General features: G+C 40.1%; 12 protein-coding genes and 1 pseudogene. 9 read left to right on the top strand and 4 right to left on the bottom strand.

The window, feature by feature from the left end:
- Nucleotides 1-151 precede the first annotated feature (151 nt).
- Nucleotides 152-1,489 carry a BACON domain-containing protein gene (locus tag A3GI_RS11125; RefSeq protein ID WP_018359952.1) on the top strand — a complete coding sequence of 446 codons (1,338 nt, stop codon included), beginning with the start codon at nt 152-154 and terminating at the stop codon, nt 1,487-1,489.
- A gap of 198 nt (nt 1,490-1,687) precedes the next feature.
- Here the strand turns inward: A3GI_RS11125 and A3GI_RS11825 are convergent, their stop codons facing one another.
- The 3 genes from A3GI_RS11825 to A3GI_RS0102815 form a co-directional block, all read right to left on the bottom strand.
- Nucleotides 1,688-2,620 (bottom strand): DUF6624 domain-containing protein, encoded by a 933-nt coding sequence (locus A3GI_RS11825; protein ID WP_238319907.1) that lies wholly within the window; start codon nt 2,618-2,620, stop codon nt 1,688-1,690.
- A 213-nt stretch (nt 2,621-2,833) separates the two neighbouring features.
- Entirely contained in the window at nt 2,834-4,201 is a 1,368-nt protein-coding gene (locus A3GI_RS0102810) for a M56 family metallopeptidase (protein WP_018359954.1), read from the bottom strand.
- A gap of 40 nt (nt 4,202-4,241) precedes the next feature.
- Nucleotides 4,242-4,616, bottom strand: a complete 375-nt coding sequence (locus A3GI_RS0102815) for a BlaI/MecI/CopY family transcriptional regulator (protein ID WP_018359955.1) — start codon at nt 4,614-4,616, stop codon at nt 4,242-4,244.
- Between the two features lie 506 nt (nt 4,617-5,122).
- Here A3GI_RS0102815 and A3GI_RS0102825 point away from each other — a divergent pair.
- The 8 genes and pseudogenes from A3GI_RS0102825 (at nt 5,123) to A3GI_RS11585 (ending at nt 14,869) form a co-directional block, all read left to right on the top strand.
- On the top strand, nt 5,123-5,443 hold the full coding sequence (locus A3GI_RS0102825; protein WP_018359957.1) for a helix-turn-helix domain-containing protein: 321 nt from the start codon (nt 5,123-5,125) through the stop codon (nt 5,441-5,443).
- A gap of 3 nt (nt 5,444-5,446) precedes the next feature.
- On the top strand, nt 5,447-5,923 hold the full coding sequence (locus A3GI_RS0102830) for a hypothetical protein (RefSeq protein ID WP_018359958.1): 477 nt from the start codon (nt 5,447-5,449) through the stop codon (nt 5,921-5,923).
- A gap of 155 nt (nt 5,924-6,078) precedes the next feature.
- The gene (locus A3GI_RS0102835; RefSeq protein ID WP_018359959.1) at nt 6,079-7,239 is read left to right on the top strand and encodes a Fic family protein; all 1,161 of its coding nucleotides are present in this window, start codon (nt 6,079-6,081) and stop codon (nt 7,237-7,239) included.
- Between the two features lie 150 nt (nt 7,240-7,389).
- A pseudogene (locus tag A3GI_RS10355) lies at nt 7,390-7,548 on the top strand (helix-turn-helix transcriptional regulator); the annotation flags it as partial.
- Nucleotides 7,549-7,570: 22 nt separating this feature from the next.
- Nucleotides 7,571-9,091 carry an LA2681 family HEPN domain-containing protein gene (locus A3GI_RS0102850; RefSeq protein ID WP_018359962.1) on the top strand — a complete coding sequence of 507 codons (1,521 nt, stop codon included), beginning with the start codon at nt 7,571-7,573 and terminating at the stop codon, nt 9,089-9,091.
- A gap of 153 nt (nt 9,092-9,244) precedes the next feature.
- Complete coding sequence (locus A3GI_RS0102855; protein WP_018359963.1) at nt 9,245-9,469, top strand: helix-turn-helix transcriptional regulator; 225 nt, start codon at nt 9,245-9,247, stop codon at nt 9,467-9,469.
- Nucleotides 9,470-9,955: 486 nt separating this feature from the next.
- Nucleotides 9,956-14,200, top strand: a complete 4,245-nt coding sequence (locus A3GI_RS0102860) for an NACHT domain-containing protein (RefSeq protein WP_018359964.1) — start codon at nt 9,956-9,958, stop codon at nt 14,198-14,200.
- Between the two features lie 477 nt (nt 14,201-14,677).
- Nucleotides 14,678-14,869 carry a hypothetical protein gene (locus A3GI_RS11585; RefSeq protein ID WP_154647827.1) on the top strand — a complete coding sequence of 64 codons (192 nt, stop codon included), beginning with the start codon at nt 14,678-14,680 and terminating at the stop codon, nt 14,867-14,869.
- Nucleotides 14,870-15,376: 507 nt separating this feature from the next.
- On the opposite strand, the gene mnmE is transcribed toward A3GI_RS11585, so the two are convergent.
- Nucleotides 15,377-16,780, bottom strand: a complete 1,404-nt coding sequence (gene mnmE, locus A3GI_RS0102875; RefSeq protein WP_018359967.1) for a tRNA uridine-5-carboxymethylaminomethyl(34) synthesis GTPase MnmE — start codon at nt 16,778-16,780, stop codon at nt 15,377-15,379.

The raw sequence follows: 16,780 nt of genomic DNA on the forward strand, positions 1-16,780 counted from the left end.
ATCATGTTAACGGTTGACCGGGTGGTAAATTATTGACACCTTCTTACGTCGAACTGACGTGAAAATGGAAAAGGACAGGTATTATTTAACTATATGACTCTTCTTTCTTTCCGGATAGAAAAGAAGGAGAATCTTAAAAACAACATGAACCATGAATAAGGCAATTATTTTAGGATTATCTCTCATCTTGATGATGCTCTCCTCTTGTGTAGAGCCCAAACCCGGTATTCTTGAGGTATCACCAAACAAACTTTCCTTTGGTGGCACGGAGGAGAGTCTATCCGTTACCGTTAAGTGTTCCTCGAATGATTGGACATGGGAGAGCGATTTCCCTAAGTGGATCTCTATTCAAAGAAAGGATGATGGGGCAGTAACAATAACGGCTCGGCCTAACCCGGAAAGTCATGTGAGAGAGGGGCGAATTACCTTTATCTGCGAAGACCTCAAGAGTATTGTCAGCATAGAGCAAGCCCCCAAGCCTGTAGAGTATTACATTCAAGTCGTCGATCAATTGGAGCTGGATGATGTCCATGCTCCTGTAACTATCGAGGTTAAGACCAATGCTCCTGCCTGGGAGATAGTAAGCAAGCCTCAATGGCTGGAGGTTTCCCAAAAAGATCAACAACTAATCATAACAGCCGGTCCGAATACCGGATCCAACCGTAGAGAAGGACTCGTTACACTGGAAGCAGAGGGCAAGCAGGCCCTCTTAAAGGTTACTCAAGCAGAGAAGGCTTACGTAAGCATAAGCAAAGAATTATCGATATTTCACTATCTGGGAGGAGTGCAGACGATCTCTTTCAAGAGTAATCGCAAAGATATTGTGATAGATTACTCTGACTTCTCTGCTCATTTCACTTCAGAAGTTATTGGTGACAATCAGCTTAGGATTTCAGCTCCAAGAAACATTCAAAATAAGGAGATCAATAGGTCTATCTCCTTTATCTACAAGGGGCGCACTCTACTCGATATTAAGGTCAATCAAGAGAAAAGCAACATCGAAGCAGATCAGAGAGCCTACTTGGTGGAGTTCTTTAAAATGACGAATGGAGAAAACTGGGTCAATAACACCAATTGGCTTTCTGACCGACCTCTATCCGAATGGTATGGCATCCGGATGGGAGATGAGGGCTATGGGGTCTACAGTATTATTTTGAAAGACAATAATCTCTCAGGTCGTATTCCTAAGGGGTTTGGTATACTCGTCAGTGCCAACCTCATCAAGCTCCAAGGCAACGCTTTAGAGGGTGAGCTCCCCGGTGAATTGACCAACTTAAAAGAGGTTGTCATTTTAGACCTCTCCAATAATAATTTTACGGGGAGTATCCCTGCCGGGCTTTGCGGAGATTTCCCTAAAAGAATATCGCTTGATCTGAGGGGAAACAGGCTAAGCGGAACGGTACCGACTTGTTTTATTGAAAACGTCAATAAATATAAGTTCTGCCCTCAACAAGAAGGTTATAAATTCGACAATTATCATTGCAACTGAATACACTTCGTATTGGATTTGAAATAAACTCTTTAGATTGTGGAGGAGGAATATTGAGGTCTGAAACCAAGCAGCAATATTTTCAGATAGATCTTTAGATTTCCCTCCAGCTCCACCGATTAAAGGCGCAAACCGCTATCATGACGGTTTGCGCCCTTTTTCGATTACCGGATAAGTAGTTTTAATACTAAGACAAGATTACTTGGAAGTCGGAGGCCATTGTATTTTCCAACGTTTTACATATTCTTTCATCGGTATCATACCGACCTCTGCTCTCCAATCATCCACTTTTAAGGTATCAACCAAAGGAGCGACATAGTGTATCCCGTTTTTATCGGATAGAATTTGAGTACCGTATTTTTGCGGACGCCCCTCTCTTACGTTTATCCGGTCTTCGAGCATTGCATATTGTGAAGTTGGGATGTCTCCCCGTTTGACAGCATCCCGAATTAAAGGCAAATACTTCTTCTGCATCTTCAAATCGGCATGCTGGATAATAAGCCACTGGGCCATAACAGCTTTGCCGACTTTTTCTTTGCCAATCCATCCTTTTTGATTCCAGATTTTAATCAATTCCAATCTGTTGATGCTATCCGTTCGAATCATTTCATCTATTAAATCAGACACAGCCAGAGAGTCTTCAGGTGTTTTTTTCAATTCGGAAAGATACCGAAGCCTGACATTCTGATCCGCTTTCAAAATTGCTTTCAATTTGGTTTTCAGCGGTTGATCCAGATCCCATTCCTCCTTTTTCTGGCGATTTTTCATGCTGTCTATCAAAACAGGCCATCGAGGATCGGTGTGAATTGAAACTAAATCTTTATCCTCTCCGATATCTTCGTTATACCAATCAGTCTCGATATTCAATCGAAGATATAGATAATGGAATGCTTGTTCTTTCTCTCCACACAAAGCGGCTACACAAGCGGCATTGTAAAGATGATAAGGTTTTATTTCTTGATCCGCTGCAAAAGCTTTTTCAAAAAACCGAAAGGATTCTTTGTACTCACCTCGTTGATACAGCGAATCGGCCTGTCGGATAAACAGATTGTACATGCTACCTTTATTTTGCGCATGAATATTCACAAACCACAGACAGCAACACATTAAAATAAAATTTCTTTTTCTCATGCTTTGTTTGTTATGAGGTAAAAGTAAGGGGGCTGTGTTAAAAATCATTTTTGGCACAGCCCCCTTTCAGGTGCATCGGAATATGTAAAGTACAAGGCGCTGAGGCTGAGAATCAAGGGAGCGTACCGAAGTACGTGAACAAAGCCCAATGTTACAAGCAATGCAGTAATTTGCGCATGATGATACACCGTCTTGATTTTTGAACTTTTTGCTTTATTGTAGTTTGAAATTAATAGGTAATCTAAATTCTACCCGCACCGGTTTTCCGTCTGCATCCTTACCGGGTTCCCATTTGGGCATTGACTTTACTACACGGATGGCTTCGGTGTTCAACTCTTTTTCGGCTTGTTTAATGGTTTCGGGAGAAACTTTTTGGGTTGTTTTATCGGTTTTCAAATCTTTCTCTTCCAGTCTCCGATAATTACCTTTTAATACTTGTATATCAGACAGAGAACCATCTTTTTCTACAATAAAACTCAAAAAGATTTTTCCTTCCACTCTGTTATCTATAGCTATTTTCGGGTATCGAATATTTTGAGCCAGAAATTGGTACAAAGCATTGTTTCCGGCGGGAAATGAAGGTCTGACTTTACAATAGTTGAAAACCTGTTTTGTGCTGTCTTGTCGGATAACCGGAGCAGGCTTATCCGATTCTGTTCTGAGAGAGGGAGAAGATACTCCGGCTTTGAGCAAATTACTGCCTGCAAGCAACAGAAAAAGAGGTAAAACAGCTGTAAAATAACGCAGAATGGAAAGTTTAAGCGAAGATTTTTTTTCTGTATTCATCATCATAATTCGTTTTTTAAGATTATTACTTTGATAGTTGCAGCACAAATACCCGGCCGTGGCATCCATACTTACACTTAATAATTCATATTGATACTTTTTGCGATCTGCACCATTACAGAGAACAGACCGGTCTGCAAGGAACTCGTGGTTATTCCGCATATTTCTCAACAGCAGATGGGCAAACGGATTCCACCACTGCAAAAGCATCACGGGCAGGCAGAGCAGCAGATCCAGACTGTGCAAGCTTTTTATGTGAGCGGTTTCATGAACCAGCACATTCTTAAAAATCGGTTTATCCGTCATATCGAGAGGCAGATAAATCCGTCTCAAGAAACTGAACGGGGTATTACCCTCCGGCATGATATAATATGCTACTGTGCCGTTCGGATCTTTTACTACGGTGGAGTCTTTAACCGTATTGTAAAGACGAAAGAGTTTTATCGAGGTTACGCATAAACAATAAACAGAACCGGTCAGCCATATATAGAAAAGAATGTCGGTCACAGAAAAAGTCGTAAGCTTTGCTGCGGACGAAACTCCATTCGCCGGATGCTGTACAAAAACGAGTTCATCCAATAAGAAGCCGGGTATCTTCAAAACTTCCGCAACCGATATCCGATCAGGGAGCAGTAGACCCGCAAGCGGCAACAGTGCACACCCCATGTATGCCAACAGATAGAAACCACGGTGCCAGCTATACATCGTATTCCGTTGAAGCAAATATCGGTCTATCAGATAAAACAGCATCAGGCCTGTGCCACTGGCAATAAGGTATGTTATAAATGCTTTCATTGGTTCTTCTCTTTTTATTCTTGAGCGGTCTAACCGATATTTACTTGGAGTTGCCTTGTTCGATAAGTTGAATGATTTCGCGCAGGTCATCTGCCGTTATCTTGCTTTCTTCGGCAAAACTCTGAACCAGACTTTTATAATCGCCGGTAAAAAACTGATTGACCATACGATTTACAGAGTGTTTTGAATAGTCCTCTTCGGGTATGGCCACGCGATAAATATATCCACGTCCTTTTCCCACCTTTCGGATGAATTCTTTTTTCTCCAGATTGTGCATGATGCTGGCTACGGTGGTATAAGGTATCTCAGGGTCGGGCAGATGAGGTATGATCATACGTACCTCTGCTTCTCCCATACTCCACATAATCTGCATCACTTCTTCTTCACGCGGGGTTAATCTTATGTTCTTACGCATTGTTTCTACTGTATTAAAAGAAGACTTTCGGGTCTTTCTCTGTTCTCATTTCGAGACAGATATGACAATCCTTCACCACAAAACTACGAAACTTTCGTAAACAAACAATAGAATTCTACGATTTTTTCGTAAATATTTTTCAGGTTGTATTTCCTCTGTTAAAAACAGTTCTTAAATTTCTCGTGTATTCTGAAATAGTTGATAATTGAGAAAGTTGAAAATCCTAAATCTTTTCCGAAGCTTTTAGCTTTTCAATGATACCTTGTTCCCTTTCCTCTTGGGGCAGTTCTTGCGTCTTTTCGAGATGGGTTTTCAGTTCTTTTTTCTGTTTTCCCGTTAATTCGTCATCAATAGTTGAAATGGACAAATTCACTGCAAAATTTCGGAGCATACAAAAGCCATCAAAAGCAGAAAATATTCAATCTACTTATTTTTTTCTACCATCCAACAGTCATAATAGGGAGATTAAAAGCGTATATTTGCGTATTATATGATAGGTTGATGATATGGTAAAGAACACAATCGGGACAAATCTACTCCGAAAGTTAGAGCAGAAGATGCAGATTGTGGGAGAGCAAATCAAGTTAGCCCGACTGCGTCGTAATCTTAGTGTGGCACAGATTGTTGAGCGTGCCGCTTGCTCCCCTTTGACTGTCTCACGTATAGAGAAAGGGTCTCCTACTGTGTCTATCGGGATTTACTTGTGGATACTCTATGCCTTTCAACTTGAGGATGACATCCTCCACCTCGCTAAAGCCGATGAACCGGGGCGTCGTCTCCAGGACCTTTCTCTCATCAATCGCCGTCGTGCCTCCAGGAAAAGTTGATCTATGGATAATAACATTTGGATAAAATCATCAGCAACGCTAGCTAAACGTTTGCATAAAGGTCAAGTAGATAAGGCTGGGATAGATTATTTTGAGGGACATCTTTGTATGGTTGCCTCTATGGGAAAAACATGGCAAGAGCAAGTGGTGGGCTATCTTCATGATACCAGTGAAGATACTCCTAATACAGTCGAAGAGGTTCTTTCTTTACTTGAAGAGGAGGCTCAACAGAGATTAAGTAAAGAAGATCGGTTAGAGTTGTCGACCGCATTACACTTACTCAATCATCACAGCTTTCTCAATAGAGAAGCATATATTCGAGCGATTGGACAGAATCCTTTGGCGCGAGCAGTTAAACTCAATGACATACGACACAATATGGATCTTTCTCGTTTGTCATCCCCTTCATCAAAAGACTTTATCAGAAGAGAAAGATATGAGTGTGAATACAATTATCTATCCTTAATCTCCTCTCATTAGAACTTTTCTTTGTCGTTGAAAGGTTGTGTCAGACTTTTAGATTCAAAAGTATCCCCGAAAAGGGGTACAATAGATTTCTATTCCTTATATTTGCCACTGATAAGGTATATAATACTTTTTCAGAAGAATTCGAATGCCAAATCATAAGTAAGTAAATGGATATGGGCAAAAGTTATAACATACCTACATTGCCTCTCGCCTTTGATGTAGAGAGCAAAGAGATATTACGACAGGTGAACAAGGCCAATCGAGCTTTGGCGGAATTAAAGGGGATAGCAGCAACAATTCCTAACGAAGCGATACTGATTAGCACCTTGACCCTTCAAGAGGCAAAGGATAGTTCCGAAATAGAGAATATCGTCACAACGCAAGATGATCTCTACAAAGCTGATATAAATATAGAGAAGCAACTTATAACAGCGGCTACCAAAGAGGTCCTTAGGTATCGAGAGGCTTTACAGCGAGGATTTGAATTGGTTAGAAAAGATGCTCTATTAACCAACAGCAGAATAAAGGATATTCAAATGCACCTTGAGGGAAATAGAGCAGGTTTTCGTTCACAAGCAGGGACAATGCTAAAGAATGGTCAGGGAGAAACCGTTTACACTCCACCTCAAAATATAGATGATATAGAGAAGTATATGGCAAACCTTGAGGCTTTTATCAATAATCCTGAGATGTGCGAAGTCGATCCTCTAATCAAGATGGCGATTATACATCATCAGTTTGAGAGTATACACCCCTTCTATGATGGTAATGGACGAACGGGGCGTATTATCAACGTGCTCTATTTGGTGATAAATGACTTGCTTGACTTGCCAATTCTCTACTTAAGCAGGTATATTACTCAAAATAAATCGCAGTATTACTCCTTGATCCAGGCTATTAGGGATAAAGGCGAAGATAACTCGTTGGAGTGGGAAGAATGGATCCTTTTCATTCTTAAAGGAGTCGAACAAACGGCTCGCGACACCATTCGATTGGTGCAGGGTATCTCTAAACTAATGCAGGAGTATAAGCAGATTCTGCGTCCTCTATTTGGCAAGAACTATAAACACGAGTTGCTCAACAATCTATTTTATCATCCTTATACTAAAATCGAGTTTATGCAGAGGGACTTGATGGTTCAGCGTAAAACGGCTACTAAGTATTTGAATATGATGGTCGAAGAGAGAGTTTTAATTGTTGTAAAGATTGGAAGAGAAAATTATTACATTAATCATGCTCTTATGGACTTGTTTCTTAATCAGGGTTCTGCATTACCACGACAAGATGAAACGATAGAATCGGTGACAGATAATCAATCACCTTTGTGATGTGTACCCGAAAAAGGCTTTTGAGTATATATTTTCGGAATATGTACCCAAAAGAGGCAAAATGGGTACATATCCTTGGAACATGTACCCGAAAACGGTATTTTGGGTACATGTTCAGAATGTGGTACTTCTTCAAGTAATTGATATAATATGGTAGCAAAGACAGTCATAGCGCAGTATGTGAAAGAGATGCGCAAGAAATATAAACTGACACAGGTAGACCTCTCTGAAAAAGCTGGAGTGGGTCTACGCTTCGTTCGTGAACTGGAGCAAGGCAAGAGCACTCTTCGCCTCGATAAGGTCAATAGGTCGTAGATAATTACAGTGAGATATGACAGACACATTAAAAGAATCACAAGTTACAGAGACATCTGATAAACTTCGGGTATATAGTCAACTCATTGAAGATGTTAGAATTGGACAAGTAGATGTTTCTGAGCTAGATAGTATAATTGACACAGTTGAAAGATGGCTCTTGGAAGGTCAACTTAACACTTTCAACAAACTTATTTCCTATTATGTGTTGGGACATGCTTATTGTACGAAGAAATGCCAGCAGTATGCTCCTTCTGAAGCGATGTACAATAATCACCTGGTAATGAAAGAGATCTATTATTATCGGATGACTCTTTTCGTTGTTGATGAAATTATGCAAAAAAAAATGCACAGTCTTTTCTTAACAGCTCTCCATTGTGCGTATCAGGCTTATGTTCATATTGGGAATATATACGATCATATCGGTCGTCATCAGGATGCTTTGCACTCATATTATCTTGCAGGAAAACGAATTCCTGATGACCACATGTGGAAAATTAATATTGGATTTTCATTCGGAAATATGTATGGTTACTACGATATTAAAACTCAACCCTTTGTAATAGAAAGAGCTAAAGAATTTTTGAACCCCTTTCTATATAAACCAGAGATAAGGTGTTCGACTTTAGAGGTGTACAAAAGATTGGAACTATTAAAAACGCCTTTTAAAGCCATTGACGAGAATTATGTGTACAATACAACGGAGAAGGATATGTATTCTATGTGGGTTAATGACCATTGTTTGAGGCTGAACGCCTATAATGATGTGAATTCTCATTCGAAATTAGCTCAAGAAGATAACCTATATTGTGAGTCTATTTTTACTGCTAAGGGAAAAGAAGAGAGTAGTTTTCGTTTGATATCAATGCTGAATGAGATCAAACAAGGGTATGTATCTGCTAGATATATGCTGTATGAGTACTTTCAGAAATCAGGGTCTTGTCATTTCTCTGATGAAAATGTAGTCTTATTAGATAACTATCAGAATTCAAACTATTCATACAATGTAGAACTTGCTAAAGCTGCTTTTAGATCATTATATTCATTATTAGACAAGATAGCATTTGCCTTGAATGATTATTTAAGTTTAGGGATTAAGGAGAAAGATGTTTCATTTAATACTTTTTGGTATAGTGACAAGAAAACTAGGGTACTAAGATCTGAAATATTAAGTTATGCAGAAGTGATATCTTTAGCGGGATTATTATTCATTAGAAATGATATATATGGGGGGAGTGACTCTTACCTTCAAGCAGAAGAAACAAAGTCTCTGCAGATGGTAAGGAATGCTATGGAGCATAGATCGATTCAGATTATTGATCAAGGTATTATGGAGGATAAGTCTGCTGTTTTGTATATTTCAAGACAAGATTTTGAAAAGGTTTCAATGAATCTTATTCGAACTGTCAGACAAGCTATTTTTTGCTTTGTAAATGCAATCTCTCATATTAGTTACGATAAGATTCAGGCGGCCAAGGAGCATGGCATGGTAATGTCGCAATATTATGACGATGTCCTTGACAGCGAGAAAGTGTGAGGAAAATATGGGACAGTTAATCTTCTATTTTTACGTCCATAAAACAATTTAGAAGCTTATGTTTGGGGAGGAGAAAAGCAAAAAGCCTTTCGAACGTTTTTAATAGAATTATAGTTTTTACATTTGCCACTGATAAGGTATAAGTTTTTTTATATGGAGGCAAAGACAATCATAGCGCAGTACGTAAAAGAGATGCGCAAGAAATATAAACTGACACAAGTAGACCTATCCGAGAAAGCAGGAGTGGGACTACGATTCGTGCGAGAACTGGAGCAGGGCAAGACCACGCTTCGCCTTGATAAGGTCAATAAAGTCTTTGAACTCTTCGGTTCTGAGTGTGGTCCTGTTCCAATCAAACGAGAAGGAGATAAAGTATAAAGCAGGTTATTTTATTAGAAGACATTTAAGGCTGGGATTTTCACAGAAAGTGATGAGGGCTATTCCTTTGCTTATGACAAGGACTATCTGACTATGTCAGAAGCTCAAGGCTTGACATAAATCAATAGTTATTTTGACTGTCCGATAAAAAATATTGCTGTCCGCTAAACGTAATTTTTGTCGGACAGCCGGTATTCTCCTTTGGCATTCATTTCACAAGAGGCCAAAAACATGCTTGAAAGCCTCTACAATAGAGTTTCCACAAGAAAAGGTTAAATCTATCCATCAATTTATTTGCCTCTTTTAGCGGACATCCAAATGAACATGCAAAAAATGGGGGCTTGGATGCCGGAAATCATAGAAAACATAGCGAGAAACCGCATATAATCGATGTTGGGAAGCAGATTTTGGGCATATTTGACTTTTAGCGGACAGCAATAAATAGTTATATACAATGTTTTATTACACTTTACAAGAATAAAGCAAATGAATATCGAGTGGACTAAACTAAGGTCTTATAATGGTGACCAGAAAAATGCTTTTGAAGAACTCGTTTGTCAGTTGGCAAGAGCAGAGGCTATAGAGGGTAAGCAGAAGTTTGTAAGAGTAGCTGCTCCCGATTCAGGAGTTGAAGCATATTGTATCCTTGATAATGGTGACGAATTCGGTTGGCAAGCTAAGTTCTTCAGTACTATGGATGATTCTCAGTGGGATCAGCTTAAAAAATCGTTTGAAACAGCTCTGTCAAAGCACCCTCATTTGACGAAGTATTATATCTGCATCCCTCTCGATAGAGCAGATGCAAGAGTTAGTGGTCGAAGATATTTATTGGATCGATGGAATGAGAAGCTAGCTGCTTGGACAGAGATTGCTCGAAGGCAAGGGCGTGAGATAGAGTTTGAGTATTGGGGTGACTCAGAAATATTTGATAGATTGAGCAAATCTGAACATGCTGGTCGACGGTACTATTGGTTTGGTCAAGATGAATTTTCTGATAGTTGGTTTAGTCAGAAGTTAGAGGAAAGTATTTCTAATCTCGGTGTGCGTTATACACCTGAACTCAATTTCCAATTGCCGATATCATGGATTTTGCAAGGTTTGTCAAGGGATGAATATTTTCAATTTCAATTTGATACGTGTTTTCGTAAACTTCAGACAGAGTTCAACGATCATATGTTGCGAATGGATATAGTAGAGCTTCAAGCTGAAATACAAGAAATCTATCTATTATATAATCAAATTACAAGCCTTATTAATCAGATTGATTTTGTAGAAGTTAGCATTATTCCTCAAGACCGATTGACTAATCTTTTAGATACCATACGAGACAAGATAAGTACTCTGATAAATAAGCTTTATGAATATGGGGCAAGAAAATCAGACCATGGAGGGGGAGCATCTAGTAGTCATTTTTCATCCACGCACGACTTTGAGATTAATAAATTGAGAAAACTAAAAGAATCGATTCTTCAATTTAGAGAATTTATTAGTAGCTCATCTGTCAGCTTATCAAACAGACCGATTCTTATTTTGTGTGGAGAGGCTGGTGTAGGTAAGTCACATCTACTAGCCGATATCGCACGAAATAGGGAAAAACGAGGGATATACACGCTATTACTACTGGGGCAACAGTTTGCAACAACAGAAGATCCTTGGACTCAGATAAAAAAACTTTTACAGCTCCAATGCGATAGAGATACTTTCCTAGGAGCGCTTAATACAAAGGCAGAAGTATCGGGAGCAAGAGTCCTTATATTCATAGATGCTATCAATGAGGGGCAGGGTAAAAATATTTGGAAAGATCACATCTCAGGCTTCATCACTGCTCTCAAGCGATTTCCTAATATCGGACTCGTTTTGAGCCTGAGAACATCCTATGAAAAACTTCTAATTCCAGATATAGATAGCCTAGGAGCAACAAAGCTCATACACTCTGGCTTCTCTGGATATGAATACGATGCCTCTAAGCTCTTTTTTGACAATTATCAGATTAAACAGCCAAGTATTCCTCTGCTTCATCCAGAGTTCTCAAATCCTTTGTTTCTCAAATTATTCTGTGAAGGACTATTCAAAAAGGAACTTCACGAAATTCCAGATGGGTATGAAGGGATTAGCAGTATTCTAAACTTCTATTTAGATGTTGTAAATGAGAAAATATCTGACAAGTACAATTATCCACGAAAACTTTTTTTAGCTCATAAGGTACTGAAAAGAATAGCAGAAAGGATTGCAGAGACGAACAACTCTTACCTGAGTTATGAAGATGCTTTCAGTTTTATTGAAAATCTTGAGGAGGCGAAAAGTGTTTTAGATAAATCTCAATTCTTTCAAGATCTAATCTCTGAGGGACTATTGACTGAAAACATCTATTGGGATAAAGGAGGTAATCCTATTGAGGGCATATACATAGCTTATGAGCGGTTTAGTGATCATTTGGTAGCCTCCTACTTGTTAGAAAAATATTTAGACAAAGGAAATCCAAAGGAAACATTCTCTGATAGGAATAATAAACTGGGATGTGTCCTATCGGATTGGCATAGTGTTTATCACAACAAAGGATTAATTGAAGCTTTGTCTATACAGTTACCAGAGGAAATCGGATTGGAACTATATGAAGTAGCTGAGCATGCGAAGGCATTCGAACCTGTTATCTCGGGTTTTATCGAAAGCATTATTTGGAGAAAAAAGGAGACTCTTAGTGATAAGCAAATTAGCTACATTAATGCGATTATAAGAGGCTCCGAGTATGAGAAAGACTTTATAGACACAATTTTATTGGTTACCTCTAATCCTGGGCACTACTTTAATAGCGATTTCTTGCATAATGTTCTTGCTTCTCTTTCTATGGCAGATCGTGACGCTTGGTGGACTCAACTAATTCATGATATGTACCCAGATGATTCAGATACTCCAACGACGATTCGGCGCATTATAGACTGGGCTTGGATTGATGATATTAGAGAAAGTCTATCAGATGAATCAGTCAGACTGATGAGCCAGACAATGATATGGTTTTTGGTAAGCTGCAATAGGACATTACGTGATTCCTCAACAAAAGCTCTAATTTGTCTGCTTAGAGATAAAATACACGTGTTGATGCAACTTATGGAAAGATTCAAGGAAATTAATGATCCTTATGTTCTCCAACGAATTTATGCAGTTGCCTATGGTTGTGCCGTGCGAACAAGTAATATAGAGATTCTAAAGCCATTTGGAGAATTGGTATTTGAATTGATATTCAACACAGAAGAGGTTGTTCCCGATATCCTCTTGCGAGACTATGCCAAGGGTATAATTGAGTATGCAGTTTTTAAAGGACATAAATTTGAGTTTGATTTAGATCGGATTCGCCCACCATTCAGAAGTGAGCTACCCGATAGTTTTCCCTCAAGCGAGGATATCGATCGCTATGAGTTTGGCCATGCTCAGAAAGGTTTTACAGGAGTAACCAATATCATAAGCTCTATGACCACGGAATATGGACGTGGAGTTGGTGGCTATGGGGATTTCGGTAGATATGTTTTTGCTAGAGCCTTGTCTCATTGGAACGTAGATGTACATGGATTAAGCAATCTAGCAGTCCAACGGATTGTCGAAAAGTATGGCTATGATATAGAGAAGCATGGAAGGTTTGATCAGAGCATTGGCTATATGGGACGACACAGCCACCATGAAGAAAGGATTGGTAAAAAATACCAATGGATTGCTTTTCATGAGTTGCTAGCGAGAGTTTCAGACAATTACACCTTTTCCTATAATCGATATGGAAATAATCTAGAACCTCTATATGATGGGCCTTGGAATCCATTTGTTAGAGATATTGACCCAACTATAACACTCCGCAGAAATGAAAAGAAAAAAACTGCAAAGAACTGGTTTCCTCCCTTATCTTATTCAAACTGGGAGCATTCAAATAGAGATTGGGTACACTTGAAAGATGATTTATTAAATCCAATAGATCAAGTCCTAGTTACTGATGAACACAGAGTAGAGTGGCTTGTTCTGGATATGTGCCCAGATTGGAGTGAACCAGACCCTTTAGATGAAAAGGAAAGTAATGGTCTGAAGAAGAGACTGGTCTATGACTTGAGTAGTCATATCATTCATAAAGAAGATTTTCCAAAAATGCTTGATTGCTTGAAAAACTATAATCTGCTAGAATGTGAACTCCCTGAAAGCAAAACTCTATACGAAATATTCAGTCGAGAGTACTATTGGGCATCAGCTAATGGCACATTTAAATCAGAGTATTACGGTGGTAATAACTGGGACAATTTTTATGCCGGACATACGACTCGAAAGTTTATTTGTAAAGTGGCAAAGACTGCAATCCAATATTTATGGGAGAACGATCGAGATTACTCCAAAGATGAGTCCTTTAGTTTCTATAAGCCTGCAGAACTCGTTTTTCGTTTACTTAATCTACAGTATACAGATGTAGAGGGAATGCTTGCCAATGCTGAAGGAGAAATAATTTGTTTCGATCCTAGCATTAAGTATAACACACCTAAATGTTTGCTAGTAAGAAAAAAAGACTTCTTAGAAACCCTTGATGCCTATAATCTAAGTGTCTTTTGGAGCATTTTGGGAGAGAAGCAAGTTCTCGGATTTTCTATTAAACCAGAAGAATGGGCGGGAAGACTAAATATCTCAGATTTAGTCTATTTTGAGTCTGGAGAGTTCAAAAGTGGTTCATGCTATGACATAGAAGAGAATGACTCGAAGGAATAAGTATCCTGAAGTTTATTTTTTGAGATGTTGTAAAGTTCTTGACATATAATTCGGTCTTCCGTTCCTAACAGAACAAAAATAGGAAGAATAAGGCAATCGCCTAAAGGCATTTGTAGGATGCTATTAGGCGATTTATTGTTTTTTATTGCTGTCCGATAAAACTTTTGCATTCACTCGTAGCCCCATTCAAGCTCAGGTAATATGTGGATGTAAGCTCTCTTCCTCCAAAATAAATTCCTAAATACCTGTCATTCAATAAAAATCATCGGCTGTCCGCTAAAATCTGCGTGAAAAGGACGTTATACAGCCCTGTGTTTGCGCCAGAGGTTTTTGAATAGTAGACGGGAGAAGGGAATGTGTGCGGTTATACGGTTTTCATCCTTCCTCAAGGTCGGCTGTCCGGCAAAATCAGTGCTGTATAAAGGTGGAGGGGCTTACTCAAACAAAATCAGACGGAATACAACCTATTCACTAGGATTGAAAGCCCTATTTTTCCCTCTTCTAAAGTTTAGCGGACAGCAATATATTGTTTTAGTGTTTCAGTTGTTGAGTGAGGGCTTCTTGCTCTTGGGAGAGACGTTGTTGCTGGAGCTGGAGTTCGGCTTGGCGTTCGATGGCGAGTTCGTAGTTCGTGACACGAGAGCGGAGCTTGCGGATGCTGTCATCTGAGTCCTCTGCTGAGAAAAGGCTGTCAAGGCTGGCGATGTTTGGCTGTGTATAGCCGAGCTCCATTCGTAGGATACGATAGCGGAGAGCGTGACTATCAAGGGTTTGATTGACACCATAGAAATGCGATGCCCAACCGATAACGCAGGCGAGGAAAGCGACCATCACACTCCATACGAGCCATTCTGTTCAGCATTTGGCATCCAGAAGGTAGTACTTCGTGACCTTAACTTCGGGAGAGGTTTGTTTAGTTTGGAGTTCTGTAAAGAGTTTGTCGGTTGCTTCGTCTTGACTTATTCATACCTCGGCAATGCCTTTCTTCATTTCGTGGATGCGCTCGCCGAGCTTAGTAATCACTTTGATGAGCTCTCCTCTAAACGCTTCATGGAGATGAATGGATACTTGATGAAGATTGAACTTGAAGTAAAGCCTAAAAGTTGGACAAAAAACTTTTAGGCTTTACTTCGCTTTTGGCAAAGACCCTATTGAGTGATTGATGTTAATCAAGTCTTACTTGCCGATGCAGAAGTGTTTGAAGATGTTGTGGAGAATATTTTCACTGGTAATTTCTCCGCCGGTGATTTCCCCGAGCAGGTGGATGGCTTCTCGTAAATCCTGTGCAAGCAGATCCCCGCTTAGTCCGTTTGTCAGCCCTTGGATGACCTGATTGAGCGATCGATTTGCTTTTAGCAACAATGCGTGGTGGCGTGCGTTGCTGATGACAATATCGCCTTCAGCCACGGAGGGCAGGGCGGCTGCCTTGGCAATCTCCGATCTCAGATAATCCATTTGCCGGTCTTTCGATGCCGACACGTAAGCTACACTTCCGTTTTTTAAGACTGATTCGTTGAAACAGGCAATCCGGTCTTCGTCTGCCAGATCAATTTTATTGAATACGGTAATCAGCCTTTGTTCCGGGACGAGATGTTCGATCACATCGAGATAAACTGCGGGAAGTCCGTTCTTGATTACTTCCGTAATATCCAAAATAACGAGTACGATGGCGGCCTCTTTGAGTTTTTTGAAACTTCGTTCGATACCCATGGACTCGACAACGTCTTCCGTATGCCTCAGTCCTGCCGTATCGATGAAACGATACAGAACGCCGTCTATGACAACCGTATCTTCGATAACGTCCCGGGTTGTGCCGTGAATGTTGCTTACAATAGCTTTTTCTTCACCCACCAGCCTGTTGAGCAAGGTACTTTTGCCTGCATTGGTGGGACCTACGATAGCCACGGGAATACCTTTTTTTATGGCATTGCCCAGTCTGAAACTTTGCTCCAGACGATTGATGCGGTCGACGATGTCTTTCGCAAAAGTCAGCAGTTCGTCGCGATTGGCGAAGGTGACATCTTCCTCACTGAAATCCAGTTCCAACTCCATTAATGAGGTGAAGTGCAGGAGCTTGTCTCTCAGTCCGTTTAACTCGTTGCTGAAAGATCCCCGCATTTGTTGCATGGCCATACGGTGTTGGGCACGGCTTTCGCTCGCTATGAGATCGGCTACAGCCTCGGCCTGGCTCAAATCCATTTTTCCATTGAGATAGGCACGTTGGGTAAATTCGCCCGGTTCTGCCAACCGGCATCCTGAGGCTATTAACGTTTGGAGTATATTTTGTTCGATGTAGGTGGAGGCGTGACAACTGATTTCGATAACATTCTCTCCTGTGTATGAATGCGGAGCATGAAAAGCCGTAGCCACCACTTCATCCAACATATCCCCGCCGGAGGAGTTGAAAGTGCAGAAAACGGCTTGCCGATCGGGCAATTCAATCGGTTTACCTCTTTTTTTCAGATAGGGCAGGGTATAGGTGAGAGCTTCAGGACCTGATATGCGGATAACCGCAATTCCACCCATGCCCGCAGCCGTGGCCGTGGCACAAATCGTATCGCTGTTGATATTTCCTGTCAT

It is taken from the genome of Porphyromonas macacae DSM 20710 = JCM 13914, from assembly GCF_000379945.1.
Lineage (GTDB): Bacteria > Bacteroidota > Bacteroidia > Bacteroidales > Porphyromonadaceae > Porphyromonas > Porphyromonas macacae.